The following is a 12,731-nucleotide window of genomic DNA, read 5'->3' as shown; positions in this document are numbered from 1 at the left end:
TACCTCTAATTACTGAATAGTAGATTTAAGCATCTGAAATTAAAGAAGTAACAAATATTTATTATTATGTGGCATTTTATCGTAATAATGTCTTTTCCAGTGACTTTTAAATTAATCTTTGCTATCTTTTAATGCCCCAAATGTATTAAAGTTGAAAAACAAGCTACTTTTAGTCCTACTTGTATGTTGCTATTGTGCACCTATTTTATCTCAAAATAGTGCTAGTGACGTTATAGATAGCGTCAGTATTTTTATTTCCTTATCTAAGGATGAAAACATAAGCGGGAATTATAAGGATGGATTAACATTTGCAACTTCTGCAGTGCAATATGCAAATCAAGGAAAGGATAAAACCTTACAAGCAAAGGCTTATGTGAGTCTGGCAAATACCTATCAAGCTATAAAAGATTTCGCTTCCGCGAAAAATTACTATAACCTCGCACTCGATAAAAAGACAGATGATTACTTCGTAAACGTAGCTTCACTCAATGGTCTCGGTAATATATACTCAATGGATATTACCACGGCAGACGAGGCTGCTGCTTATTTTGAAAAGTCTATCGTATACACACTAGAGGCAGGCAAAAATGAGCATTCCTTTTATACCTATTACAATATAGCGGGCATGTACCTTAATTTTAAAGATCCAGATAAAGCATATCCTTACATTCTAGAAGCCGATACGTTGTTACCTAACATTGACAAGGAAGACCCAATCTACGGGCTCCTGCAACAGTTGAACTTTGCTATTTATTATAACCAAAAAGAAGATCATAGACTGGCGCTCACCTTTATTAATAACGCACTAGAGATAGGAGAGAAGCATAGTCTCACCAGAGAACTTATAGATATTTATGATTTTAAAAGTGAGATACATCAAGAGCTAGGAGAATATGATGCGGCTCTAGAAAGCCTTAGAAAACATTTCTATTATAAAGACTTAGATTTTAATGAGGTAAAAAACCTCCAAATAGAACAAGTTGAAGCAGATTTTAAAGTAAAGGAGTTCCAACAAAAAGCCGAAGCATCTCAATTAAAATCCAACGTTATCATCTTTGGAAGCATTGGTGCGCTGTTATTTTTAAGTACCTCCTTTTTAATCTTTTATAATCGGAAGAGACGATTATCATTCTTAGCGCTTGAAAAAAATAATAAGGCGCTATTACAAGCCAAAAATGAAGCAGAACACGCTCACAAATTAAAATCTGAGCTATTAGTTAATATTAGTCACGACTTAAGAACACCCTTGTACGGAGTGGTAGGAATTACAGAGATGCTTATAGAAAATCCTTCCATTATTAAGACAAATAAAAGTCTTCTAAATGCGTTAAAATTCTCTGGAGATCATTTAAAATCGGTGGTAAATAACATATTAAAGATTAATGAGGTAGAGTCTAACAACATTACGATTAAGCGTACGAAGGTTCATTTACATAACCTCTTAGAGAATATTGTCACCTCCTTAAATTATCTAGCAAACCAGCAAAAAACGGAACTACGACTAGCTATTGCAGATGAGATTTCCAGCTACTACATCTTAGATGAAACTAATCTTACAGAGGTTCTTTTAAAACTCATTGATAATGCGCTTAAAAACACAAAAAATGGTACTGTAACGCTCAGTGTAAGTTTAGCTGAAAAAGAAAAAGGCATGGATCGCATCACTTTTAAAGTCTCAGACACAGGAACAGGTATCTCTAAAGAAAATCTAGCCATCATTTTTGATAGTTTTAAACAAGCTAATACAGAAGAAAACACCTCATACGGCATTGGTCTTGGACTGCCTATCGTTAAGTCCTTAATGAAAGTGATGGGTAGTAAATTATCTGTCACCAGTGAAGTAGGAGTAGGATCGCAATTCTCGTTTATCCTAGCATGCGAAGTTGCAAATGAGATTGATGAGCGAGCGGTGGTTTCTGAATCTAAGAGCCTAGAAATACTAGTCGTTGAGGACAATAAGATCAACCAACTAGTAACTCAAAAACTAATAAGAACGCTTGGTCACAAGTGTACCATTGCTGTAAATGGAGAAGAAGCTATAAAAGAATACCACAACACCCATTTTGATCTCATCTTAATGGATCTCAATATGCCCGTGATGAACGGATTTGAAGCCTCAGAAGTTATTTCTGCAGAGAACAAGCAAATTCCCATCATAGCATTAACAGCACTAGAAATAAGCGAGGTAAAAGATCGATGTCGCAATGTGGGCATACGTGATATTATCAATAAGCCTATAAACAAAGAAGCGCTTGAAGATATCATACAGGAGAATGTACACCCTATAACTATTACCTAGATTTTTAAAGTGTACAATTCCTCTTATAACATATTTTATACTTTACCTTAGCTAAAACCCACACCTTGAGCTGCTTTTATCTTTTTAATGACTAAAATGAGTATCAAGCAACTCAGAACAGCTCTTTATAACAATTCTTGCATATACTTTTTGATATCAACGTCATTGTAAAAACGATTAACCATCTCCGTGTATAGATCTGTAAATCTTTTGTTATCAATAAGGTTTCCAAAAATAGATTCCAGCTTTATAAAGCTTAAAGCATCTTCTGTAGTCTTCTTTGCTGCTTGATGCAACTCCTCTTTCATTTCGTCTTGAATGACTAGTTTTTGCCCGTTTTGGTTTTCTTGTTTGTCACTATAATAACACCAAGCTACTAAAACAAGTGTCGCATATTTGATACTTCCACCAGTAGCTAAATTCTCTTGAATGGTTGCAATTAAAAACTTTGGAAGCTTTGCCGAGCTCTCTGAACAGATACGATCTACACTATCCTTAATGTTAGGATTCCCAAATCGTTCTAGCAGACTATCCTTGTAATCTGCTAGATTAATACCTTTAATCTCACCTAAAACTGGTGTTGCTTCTTCGTCAAAAAAGGCACGTAAATACTGTGCGAATAGCTCATCTTGTACACATACATCTATAGTAGGGTGGCCGTGTAGCACACCTAAAAGTCCTAACACAGAATGCCCAGCGTTAAGCAGACGCAATTTCATTTTCTCATAAGGAACTACATCGGGTACAAACTGGACGCCTACTTTTTCAAAAGCGGGTCTTCCATTAGAAAAATTATCTTCTACCACCCATTGTATAAAAGGTTCGCAGGTAACGGGCCATTCATCTTCCACGCCATAAGTATCAGCTAGTAGTTTGATGTCTTCTTGCGTGGTTACAGGCGTGATACGATCTACCATACTATTGGGAAAACTCACCTCTTTTTCTATCCACTGTGCTAGTGTAGGGTCTTGCGCTTTCGCGAAAGCGAGCAACATTTTCTGTATCATATTGCCGTTATGCTCAATATTGTCACAAGACAGTACGGTAAAAGCAGGTAGTCCTTCATCACGACGTCTTTTTAAGGATGCTGTAAGAAAACCATATACTGTTTTTGGGTCGTCAGGATGTGCGAGTTCGTGCTGAATCTGCGGATTTTCAAAATTGAATTCACCTGTATTAGGATTAAAATTGTATCCACCTTCAGTGATGGTTAATGATACAATCTTTGTTTCAGGTGCTGCCATACGGGTGATGACAGCCTCTGGGTCGTCTGTGCCCATTTTAAAATCGACAATGGAGCCAATGACTTCTGCCTCCTTTTTTCCGTCTGGATGCTGAACCATCAAGGTGTAGAGATGGTCTTGTTTCTTGAAAATATCGTGAAGTTTTTGATCATTTTGGCGCAAGCCTATTCCACAAATTTCCCATTCTGATGCTTCACCCAGTTGTCTGATTTGATGCACGTAGTATGCAAGATGAGCGCGATGAAAACCACCTACGCCTATGTGTACAATGCCTGCCTTATCTGGCGAACGATCATACGTAGGTACTGGTATTTGTTTGCCTATTTCGGCTAGATTTTCTTGATTAAGTGGTGTCAATTTTCCCATTAGATAGTTGCGTTTTTTGATTTTCCTCTTCGTAATGCCCAATATGCAAATACAAAATAAAGGATAGTACAGATAAAAGTGTACGTATAAAATAGTTGTCTATTGTCAATATATTCTGTCTCAGAAGCACTGCCAAACATCACATTACAAGCCAGTGCTAGACTAGCTATAAGTGCTGAAATTGCTAAGAATTTTAATGTCTTTGAAAACATAGAAGTATCCTTAACCTGCACATCTTCTTGTGCGGCTTGTTGCTCTTGAAAACGTTTTATAGTTTCCTCTCTAAGTGCTTCTTCTTTTACCTCTTCTGTATAACTATCTTTTGCCCCATATCTAGATGCAAGGAAGGTGTACATAGCGATGGTAAAAAACCAAGTAGGAATAAAGAGGTAGTAAAAGGATATCACATCTAGCGCTTGCAGTCCGAAGCCAAAAACTAAGCCTAATCCCCAAGAGGCAACAGCCGGCATACTAAATTTAAGCTTGCGGTACGATGACCAGTATCTTGTAAATCCTATTCTAGGGAAGATTTGATGTTCTGTAAATACAATCGCACCTACTGGAACTACGAGTAGTCCTGCATAGGTGAGGAGTGGTAAAATCTGTGAGAATACAAAAGGAAAACAAGCGATAGTCACGGTTACCAAGCCAACGACAATAGTTGTTTTCTTTCTAGAATGATTTGAAAAAATGGCCTGAGCAGCGAGACCTGCTCTATATAAATTTGTTATTGCTGTAGTCCATCCTGCAACAATCACAATGACAAAACCAGACCAACCTAAAGCGTAATAAGCAACATCACCTGGATCAAGTTCTACAATAGATTTGCCTAAAATAACGGCAGCACCAGCTCCCATAATTCCTGCAGCAATCCACGCTACGTAGTGACCAAACATCATTCCCGTACTAGAAGCGTAGGCATAGTTTTTCTTTTTGGCAAAACGTAATAATGCCATATCCACCAGTCCAAAATGGGTGATTGTATTTGCCGCCCATCCAAAACCGATAACCTCTACGAGTCCAATTCCAGTCTCACCATCGCTATTAATTCCTGTCCAGATGGATTGATTACCTAGCGTCATAAAATCTGCCCAATTTGATGGTATGGTTTTATCTAACACATCTAGAGACAATGCAGGCAGCAGCACCATTGCACCTCCTGTAAACATTACAAAAAGCCAAGGCGCACAGAGACCAGAGAACTCAGAAACGGCATTAAAACCATAGAGTGCGATAGAAACCACAACTATACCCACCGCCAATACAATCAATACAAACCAAGCATTTGTGGGATACCAATTAAGTTGCGCAGGAATATCAAATGCAAAACGTACTGCTGTGGACGATACCGTAATCATCGCCGCCGAAATAACAGAAAAGATGATCACATTTGCCCAATTATATAACTTGGTCATCGAGTCACCCGCTATCTTATTGAGATAGGTGTAGAGGCTTAAACGAGTTTCTACAGCGATAGGGGAGGTGATGAATCTCCAACTTAACACAGCCAGAATATTACCGATTAACAATCCTAGAATAATATCTGAAGTTTTGGCTCCCAATGCGACAAAGGTCGCCCCAATTACAAACTCTGTTGCTGCTACGTGCTCTGCAGCGTAAAGACCCGCAAAATGCGTCCAATCTTTTAATTTATTTTTTCCTACGGGTAGCTGTTCTTCATCTACCGATTTTAAGTGGTCGAACTCTTTGGTTTGTTTACTCATATGTTGCGATCATTTTTCTGGAACTTCTAAGGTAAATAAAAACTGTAAGTGAGCAGTGATTTGCCTTGGACTTTTATAGGTGTAATTAATCGCTTTTGTGGTGGGGACATTACAGAAGGGAATAACTGTGTTATAGATGGTCGCAGTTTTTAGGGGATTTGCTTGACTTTGTGAAAAATATTATGTGATTGCGGTTTTTAGTAAGGGTTGTTGCTGGTAGTGGTTTATTTTTGGGATGTGGATGGGAGATCGATTTCTGAAGCAACGATAAAAGAGTGAAGAGGGAATATGTATGAAATGGCTAATAACCTAGCTGTTTTTTAAGTTTTATATTATTTGGGTCTTCTTTAAAAGCAGGTATTGAATGCCAATAATATAAGAAAACTGCTCTTGATTCTTTTGAAAAAGGTCCATACTGCTCTAGTACTTTTGTAAAGTGTTGCAATCCTAAAACTGTATTTTTTATTGCTAAAACTCTTTGGTCATTTTCACTCGCAGGAGCCTTATATGCTGGAGATTCATTTATGTAATCATTTAAAGCCTTTTCGGAACCAAATATATACTGATCATGGCGTTCCTCAATATCATAATTTATAGTCATAATATGATGATTAGGATAGTCATAACGAGCGAACGTAGGTACTTCATTTGTTTCCGTATCTGGCATAATTGTAATACAAAACTTTGGAGAAAAGGGTACATGTATAATATTTTCTAAAGAAAAAACATCTATAAATTGACCACTTGGAGCTCTAATAATTACTGGATTATCACCAGATATGAAATCCCAATCTCCAACTGCTTTATTTATACAAATGCCGTTTTTCTTTTTCTGATTATATAGTTTTTCAAAATTTTCAAGATGTTTTTCAAGTCTTCGAGTTTTAAAAGTATCAAGCAATTTTTGTTGTTTACCCTCTGGTAATCTAGAAACTATTGCTTTTTCTTTCTCACTAATTGCAACATGTCTTGGAGTACGGAAATAAAGACTTAAAGCACATTTTAGCAGCTTTTCTCTCATTTCATCACTTATGGTTTTCAAACTCTCATCTGAAATGAACTCGGTTACCTCTGCAAAATGCCTATCAACTTCTTTATCATATGCTCTCTCTATGAATTGTCGATGTTGTTCATTAGCAAAAGGTAGGTCATATAAGTATTCCATTTTGCATACTTTTTTCGTACTATTCACTTTTATATCACCACCCTTCTCGATATTATAAATACTATATTTTTTATCAACTTTTCCGCTTGGACGTGTGTATTCCGAGACTAGATATCCAAAATTTTTCAAATATGACCTTGGTATATAGTGTTGATTTTTAACTATTTGATTCATTGCGTTTTCTGAAATTTAATATGTGATAATTTTATTCCTAAAAGTAGGAAAAGGGTTTGAAAATATTAATAAATAAAAAGGCTACATCTTGTTAATAAATGTTATCATTTTGTTTGTAAAATACATCTCACAATATGAGATATAAAAATATTATAAATTAATTTTACAGTTGTAAATCAATTCATTAGCATGAATCGCATAAAAGAAGTTTTAGAAAGTAGAGGCATTAAACAAACTTGGTTAGCTGAAAGGCTAGAGAAGAGTTATAACATGGTTAATTCGTACGCAAAAAACAGAAGACAACCAAGTCTTGAGGATTTATTCAAAATTGCTAAAATATTAGATGTTGCTGTCGCTGAGTTACTAGAAACGAACAATTCTAAAAGGACTTATGGTAAAGCGCAATCAACTATTTTAAAAGTTGCAGAAAGTGAAGAAGAGTATGTGAAAATGATAAATATTCCTGTTTTAGGGAATGTTGCATGTGGATTTCCACTTTTTGCTGAAGAAAATATTGAAACAGAAATTTCTGTTTCATCAAAGCTCATTAGAATGGATAAAAAGTATTTTATACTTCGAGCCTCTGGTGACTCAATGAACAAAGCATATATAGATGATGGAGATTTAGTCTTAATAAGAAAAGAACAAACCGCAGCAGATGGAGATAGAGTAGTCGCTTTAATTGATGATGAAGCTACAATAAAGGAATTCAAAAATAATGTAGACCATATTGTTTTGTTACCAAAATCAACAAATAAAGAGCATCAGCCAATTATATTAACAAGAGATTTTAAGATACAAGGCATTGTAGAAAATATAATAAAAATTTAAATAATGAAAAAGAATCAACACGTAGTTCCACATAGCAGTGGTTGGGCAGTTAAAGGAGCAGGGAATCAAAAGGCAACAAAAGTTACTTCTACTCAAAAGGAGGCAATTAACGCAGCTAGAAAAATTGCTAAAAATCAAAAATCTGAACTTTTAGTTCATAATCAAAAAGGGCAAATTAGACAAAAAGATAGTTTTGGTAACGATAATTTTCCACCAAAGGGGTAATAATAAATATGTATGTTGAGATTTATTTTAAAAATATTAGTTGCATTAATTCTAATTACCATAGGTTATAATATAGATGAGTCGCTTCGTCCTGAATTCATTGGAGGCGGATATATTTTAATTATCACTATTTTAATTATTGATGGTTTTAATTTTTTTTACAAAAACAGAAATAGGTTAAAATTAACGCTGCATTCTTTTTGGATTGGCCTATTTGGAAAATACATAAGATTTTCCATGTCCTATCAGTATGTAATTAAGGTTAATGATAAATACTTATTAGTACAAAACGCAAATCCAAATTGGAATTGGTATCAACACGTAGGAGGCAAGTATAAAAGATTACCTGAAACACAAAGTGTTTTGAAGGAAATGAATGCTACTGACGATTTAAAAATGAAGACCGCTGGATTAAAAAATGGTGATTTAGCGGTTTTTGTACCTGCAAGAAATGCAATGAAATTTCTTGATTGGTTTAATAGTGAAAAAAATCGTGAAATTTCTCATTGGAGAGAATTTTACGAAGAACTGTTGGGGGAGAAAGCAGATAATCGAATCCTTAAAAAAAAGAATTTTCCATACGTTAATTACAGATTTTTAAAATCAGTTCAAACGCCATTAAAACGAGCTCCTATTGAATCCGGTTGGGATTGTTGGGAGATTCTGCAATATGATGTTTTAGAATTGATACCAAATAAATCACAACAAAAGGAATTGGAAGAATTATTATTTAAAGGAGATAGTGAATATATCAAATGGGCTAGTGCCCAAATGATTAATAAACTAGGTTATGATGAGGGAGAGTTAGGTACTAAATACAATATTGGGCCGCACGCAAAGTGGGTTTTAAATTTAAAGTGGAGTAAAACATGATATTATTTAAAAATAAAAATACGCAGTTAGACGATTTATTAGCCAGAATCGCTGAACAAATTCAATTAGATGACACGCGTAAAGAAAGAATGGAAACTGCTTATAGAGCAATCGAGAGTTTACTTAATGAAGATACTGGCTTTTTTAAAGACGCTGTTTTTGAAATATACCCTCAAGGTTCAGTTCGAATTGGAACTACTGTCAAGCCGACTGGAAAAAATGAATTCGATTTAGATATAGTAGTACATATTGTTATGGATTGGGAGAAATATTCTCCACAATATATTTACAATCAATTAAAAAGAGTTCTGCAGAATAGCGATAGGTATAAAGATAAAGTTGAATTAAAGAATAGGTGTATTCGCCTAAACTACGCTGGTGATTTTCATATGGATATTTTACCTGGTTGTCAAAAGACAAGTTTTGACGAAGATAAATTAGTTATACCAGATAGGGAATTAGGAGATTGGACGTCAAGTAATCCAAGGGGTTATGGAAATTGGTTTGTAGACAAATCAAATTTGGCAAAAATGACTTTACTAGAAAAGGCGTATGCAATGGAAAATTTACCAGCTGATGAGTTTTCCAAAAAGAAACCTTTACAAAGAGCAGTTCAGTTAATCAAGATGTATCGTGATGAGTTCTTTAATTCGAATCCTAAAATGGCAACATCCAGTATAATTTTAACAACTATTGCAGGTGAGTTTTATGAAGGTGAAGAGTCAATTTTTGATACTATTGAAAATATCATAAATAAAATAAAGCAAAATTTTAACATCGTTGGTCTAGTTGGAAATCGCTTGAAAGTATTAAATCCTGTAAATCCAGAAGAAGATTTTAGTGATAAGTGGGATGATGATAAAAAACCTGAATTGTATGAACATTTTAAGAAATTCGTAGTTCATTTAGATAAGCAATGGGAAATTTTGAAAGATGAAAATGGTGTTATTGAGGAAGCAAATACAATAAAGGGATTATTTGGTGAAAAAGTATTCTTAAAAGCACAAGAATCACAAGTAAACCAGCTTGAAAAAGCTAGGAAGATGAATAGTATTGGTATCAACACTTCGAATGGTATTATAGCCGAATCACTTGTTGATAGTATGAAAATGATAAAAAACAATACTTTTTTCGGAAGTGAATAAACAAAAAATATATAATTTATCAGAGCAATTTATTGCTCTAAAAAAAAGCTATCCAGAATTTAACGTTAAGCTCTTAAAAGATTGTGTTATATGTACTGGATTAATAAGGCCTACTTCAAGAAGTATAAATTATTCTTTTAAGTTAAAATATAGAATAGGCATGCGACCGAAAGTAAATATTTTGAATCCGGAATTAAAGAGGAATTTTAAGAATGATAAAATCCCTCATGTTTACCCATTGAATGAATTATGTTTGTATTATCCTAAATATCAAGAATTTAATTCAAAAATGTTGCTTTCTGACTGTATTATTCCTTGGACAAGTTTATGGATATACCATTATGAAAATTGGCATATCACTGGTAAATGGAAAGGGGGAGGAATGCACCCTGTACCTAAAAAGCAAAAAAAATGAGAAGAAAAGATAAATATATTATTAAAGGGGCACTTGTAGGAATTGGTATTATTGCAATAAGTGATATTCTTTCTCAATGGTCTGACCATAATAAAAGAGGTGATGAATTTACATGGGATAATTATGATGGAGAAAGAACTTTAAAAAAGAGTTTAATTGGTGCTAGTTTAGGAGGTGGAATTGGTTATTTGACAAATGAATTTAAACGCACTAAGGAAAATAAAAATCCATTTCGTTCAAATGAATACTTAAAAAATGTCTTAAAAGATGAACATTTAAAAGCAGACTCAAAGTTCTATAATGATGTACTCAAATATAGAAAGAAAGTAAAGGAAAGATTATCTAAGAAGTTTAAAGCAGGGTTAGTGACTTCTCCTGAAGATGCTGGATCATTTCATAAAAGAACGGCGATAGGGTCAAATTATGATTTGGATATAATTTTACCTTTTCAGAGAAATTACTATACAACATTAGAAAAGATGTATGATGATGTTTTTGAAACCATAGAAGAATCTTTTGCATCAAAAGCTAAAATTACAAAGCAAAAGAAGACAATTGGTTTGACTTTTCGGAGCCAATATGAAGAAGATATTCATTTTGATATAGTACCTGGTAGGGAAATTAACAATTATGATTTAGAGAAGAAACTGAATTTGTATGTTAATCCAAACTGGGTGTGGCAAAAAGGTAGTTCGTCGAAATCCAATGTTGGAATTGACAAGAATTTAATGGTTAACAAACCGAACACTAGAAGGATTGTAAAACTTTTAAAGGTGTATAGAGACAGGAATAAATTAGAATTACCCACAACAATTATTGATCAATGTGTAGTTACTGCATTATCAGATAAAAACTACGGTATCAATAAATCTGATAAAAATAACCTCATGAATAGTATGTTATTCATTGCAAAAAACCTTAGAAATAAAAGAATTATTGATTTGTCTAACTCAAATAATAATTTATCCGGTAAACTAAGAGATTCTCAGAAATCCGATATTGCTGACTTTCTTGTAAAAGATGTTAAACGTATTAAACAAGAACCACATTACCTCAAAGAAATTTTTAATTTATAAATTATTTAGAAACCTGGAATTAGTTTAACAGTTAATTTCAAAACTGGGTTCTTATTTGAATTTGGCCTCTTTAATCTTTTGGTTAAAGCATTTTCCCATATAAGCGAATTATAACCAAAAGAAAAAACGAAGCATTTTACAGCTGTAAGTATTGATCAGTCTGAAAAAGAGCTCTTACAAGAATACTCACAGGTTTATATTGTAGTTATAGGATTTCGTGAATCTCTTAAAGTCCACTATAGCAATAAGTACGTAAAAGGGCTGTTACATAAATGCTGACGATATAAAACACCTGTGGTGTTGCTATATCTGTAACTATGTCAAATAGCGCTGAAAAGCGCGCTATCCACTCTTTTCTAGATATATCAATTTGTATTATAATTTATATTATGTCAAATAGAATATTTGATTAACCATTAGTACTCTTTACAATTCCTAAAACAAATAACAAACTGTACAGTCTCTCTTCGTCCTACTTCTAGTTCACAAAACGAAATCATAAAAGCATACACTCAAAGATTTAAGGTTATGGTGCTATGGCAATGCTGCGTATATAATATCTGTGGGTTTAATTGAAAATAAAAAGACTCAGTATCATCTGTTCAAATTTTCGCGAAAGCGTTATAAAAACATTATTCTACATCTAAGTCCATAAATCCATCATAGCGAATGCTTGAACGTTGAACGCTGTTTACAGAAATCTGAACTTTCTTGGTATTAAAAAATTCTATAAACACCTCATAGGTTTCAGCATCTTGAGATATGGAAAATGTCATTTCTGTGCGATCTGTTTTCTTGTCTTTAGTAATTTCAAAGGATTTAGGAATTCCAGAAAATTCCACACCATTTGATGAGTTGTAACCGCCGCCCATCCTGCGCTCGCCATAATACGGTAAATAAGCGCTCACGCTATCGTTATGTATTTTGAGAAAGTTGCCGTTACCTAATAAATTGATGCGGCTACCGCTGTTACCAGCCCCTAGCCCATTGTTTACTGCTAGTTGGTTGAGTACATTACTTGCCAGTGGGTATGCCCAGGTTGCTGTAATATCAATCTTGCGATTGTCTATTAATTCTTGCACACGGCTTGCTGTTGCCAGCTCTTGCTGCGTCATGGGTTGCTTAGTCTTACACGCGATTGCGAGTATAAGAAACGGGATGATGATGATGTATTTTTTCATAAGATACAGTTTT

General features: G+C 34.2%; 11 protein-coding genes. 7 read left to right on the top strand and 4 right to left on the bottom strand.

The genetic code is table 11. The features are described 5' to 3' along the window. Window positions 1–151: 151 nt before the first annotated feature. On the top strand, window positions 152–2,299 hold the full coding sequence (locus ACJJVU_RS09615) for a response regulator (RefSeq protein ID WP_405224672.1): 2,148 nt from the start codon (window positions 152–154) through the stop codon (window positions 2,297–2,299). A gap of 125 nt (window positions 2,300–2,424) precedes the next feature. Here the strand turns inward: ACJJVU_RS09615 and ACJJVU_RS09610 are convergent, their stop codons facing one another. The 3 genes from ACJJVU_RS09610 to ACJJVU_RS09600 all read right to left on the bottom strand — a co-directional run bounded on the left by ACJJVU_RS09610 (window position 2,425) and on the right by ACJJVU_RS09600 (window position 6,972). After that, window positions 2,425–3,909: a mannitol dehydrogenase family protein gene (locus tag ACJJVU_RS09610; protein ID WP_405224669.1), complete on the bottom strand. Its 1,485-nt coding sequence runs from the start codon at window positions 3,907–3,909 to the stop codon at window positions 2,425–2,427. After that, the gene (locus tag ACJJVU_RS09605) at window positions 3,909–5,633 is read right to left on the bottom strand and encodes a purine-cytosine permease family protein (protein WP_405224666.1); all 1,725 of its coding nucleotides are present in this window, start codon (window positions 5,631–5,633) and stop codon (window positions 3,909–3,911) included. Before ACJJVU_RS09605 ends, ACJJVU_RS09610 begins: the two co-directional genes overlap by 1 nt. 301 nt (window positions 5,634–5,934) lie before the next feature. Beyond that, window positions 5,935–6,972: a DUF4238 domain-containing protein gene (locus ACJJVU_RS09600; protein WP_405224663.1), complete on the bottom strand. Its 1,038-nt coding sequence runs from the start codon at window positions 6,970–6,972 to the stop codon at window positions 5,935–5,937. A gap of 189 nt (window positions 6,973–7,161) precedes the next feature. Here ACJJVU_RS09600 and lexA point away from each other — a divergent pair, with 189 nt between their 5' ends. Genes lexA through ACJJVU_RS09570 form a run of 6 tightly spaced genes read left to right on the top strand, consistent with a single transcriptional unit; the run spans window position 7,162 to window position 11,537 of the window. Then, window positions 7,162–7,803 (top strand): transcriptional repressor LexA, encoded by a 642-nt coding sequence (gene lexA / locus ACJJVU_RS09595; protein WP_405224660.1) that lies wholly within the window; start codon window positions 7,162–7,164, stop codon window positions 7,801–7,803. A gap of 3 nt (window positions 7,804–7,806) precedes the next feature. Then, a complete protein-coding gene (locus ACJJVU_RS09590; RefSeq protein WP_405224657.1) occupies window positions 7,807–8,028 on the top strand; it encodes a DUF2188 domain-containing protein in 222 nt (73 codons plus the stop codon). Window positions 8,029–8,040: 12 nt separating this feature from the next. Next, window positions 8,041–8,901 carry a hypothetical protein gene (locus tag ACJJVU_RS09585; RefSeq protein WP_405224654.1) on the top strand — a complete coding sequence of 287 codons (861 nt, stop codon included), beginning with the start codon at window positions 8,041–8,043 and terminating at the stop codon, window positions 8,899–8,901. Beyond that, window positions 8,898–10,046, top strand: coding sequence for a nucleotidyltransferase (locus ACJJVU_RS09580; protein ID WP_405224651.1), 1,149 nt, complete (start codon window positions 8,898–8,900; stop codon window positions 10,044–10,046). Before ACJJVU_RS09585 ends, ACJJVU_RS09580 begins: the two co-directional genes overlap by 4 nt. Continuing rightward, complete coding sequence (locus ACJJVU_RS09575) at window positions 10,039–10,461, top strand: hypothetical protein (protein WP_405224648.1); 423 nt, start codon at window positions 10,039–10,041, stop codon at window positions 10,459–10,461. The genes ACJJVU_RS09580 and ACJJVU_RS09575 overlap by 8 nt, the downstream gene beginning before the upstream one ends. Next, entirely contained in the window at window positions 10,458–11,537 is a 1,080-nt protein-coding gene (locus ACJJVU_RS09570; protein ID WP_405224646.1) for a hypothetical protein, read from the top strand. Before ACJJVU_RS09575 ends, ACJJVU_RS09570 begins: the two co-directional genes overlap by 4 nt. Before the next feature lie 632 nt (window positions 11,538–12,169). On the opposite strand, the gene ACJJVU_RS09565 is transcribed toward ACJJVU_RS09570, so the two are convergent. Further along, window positions 12,170–12,718 carry a DUF4251 domain-containing protein gene (locus tag ACJJVU_RS09565; protein WP_405224643.1) on the bottom strand — a complete coding sequence of 183 codons (549 nt, stop codon included), beginning with the start codon at window positions 12,716–12,718 and terminating at the stop codon, window positions 12,170–12,172. Window positions 12,719–12,731: the final 13 nt, after the last annotated feature.

Source organism: Dokdonia sp. Asnod1-B02, assembly GCF_045063955.1.
Classification (GTDB): domain Bacteria; phylum Bacteroidota; class Bacteroidia; order Flavobacteriales; family Flavobacteriaceae; genus Dokdonia.
Note: the sequence above shows the minus strand (reverse complement) of the source record. Positions and strands in the feature narration are given on the sequence as shown.

Bases quoted from the DNA above. Each gene is read 5' to 3' on its own strand.
- ACJJVU_RS09580 (WP_405224651.1), top strand. From the start codon at position 8,898: ATGATATTATTTAAAAATAAAAATACGCAGTTAGACGATTTATTAGCC.
- ACJJVU_RS09570 (WP_405224646.1), top strand. From the start codon at position 10,458: ATGAGAAGAAAAGATAAATATATTATTAAAGGGGCACTTGTAGGAATT.
- ACJJVU_RS09590 (WP_405224657.1), top strand. From the start codon at position 7,807: ATGAAAAAGAATCAACACGTAGTTCCACATAGCAGTGGTTGGGCAGTT.
- ACJJVU_RS09610 (WP_405224669.1), bottom strand. From the start codon at position 3,909: ATGGGAAAATTGACACCACTTAATCAAGAAAATCTAGCCGAAATAGGC.
- ACJJVU_RS09605 (WP_405224666.1), bottom strand. From the start codon at position 5,633: ATGAGTAAACAAACCAAAGAGTTCGACCACTTAAAATCGGTAGATGAA.
- ACJJVU_RS09565 (WP_405224643.1), bottom strand. From the start codon at position 12,718: ATGAAAAAATACATCATCATCATCCCGTTTCTTATACTCGCAATCGCG.
- ACJJVU_RS09600 (WP_405224663.1), bottom strand. From the start codon at position 6,972: ATGAATCAAATAGTTAAAAATCAACACTATATACCAAGGTCATATTTG.
- ACJJVU_RS09585 (WP_405224654.1), top strand. From the start codon at position 8,041: ATGTTGAGATTTATTTTAAAAATATTAGTTGCATTAATTCTAATTACC.
- lexA (WP_405224660.1), top strand. From the start codon at position 7,162: ATGAATCGCATAAAAGAAGTTTTAGAAAGTAGAGGCATTAAACAAACT.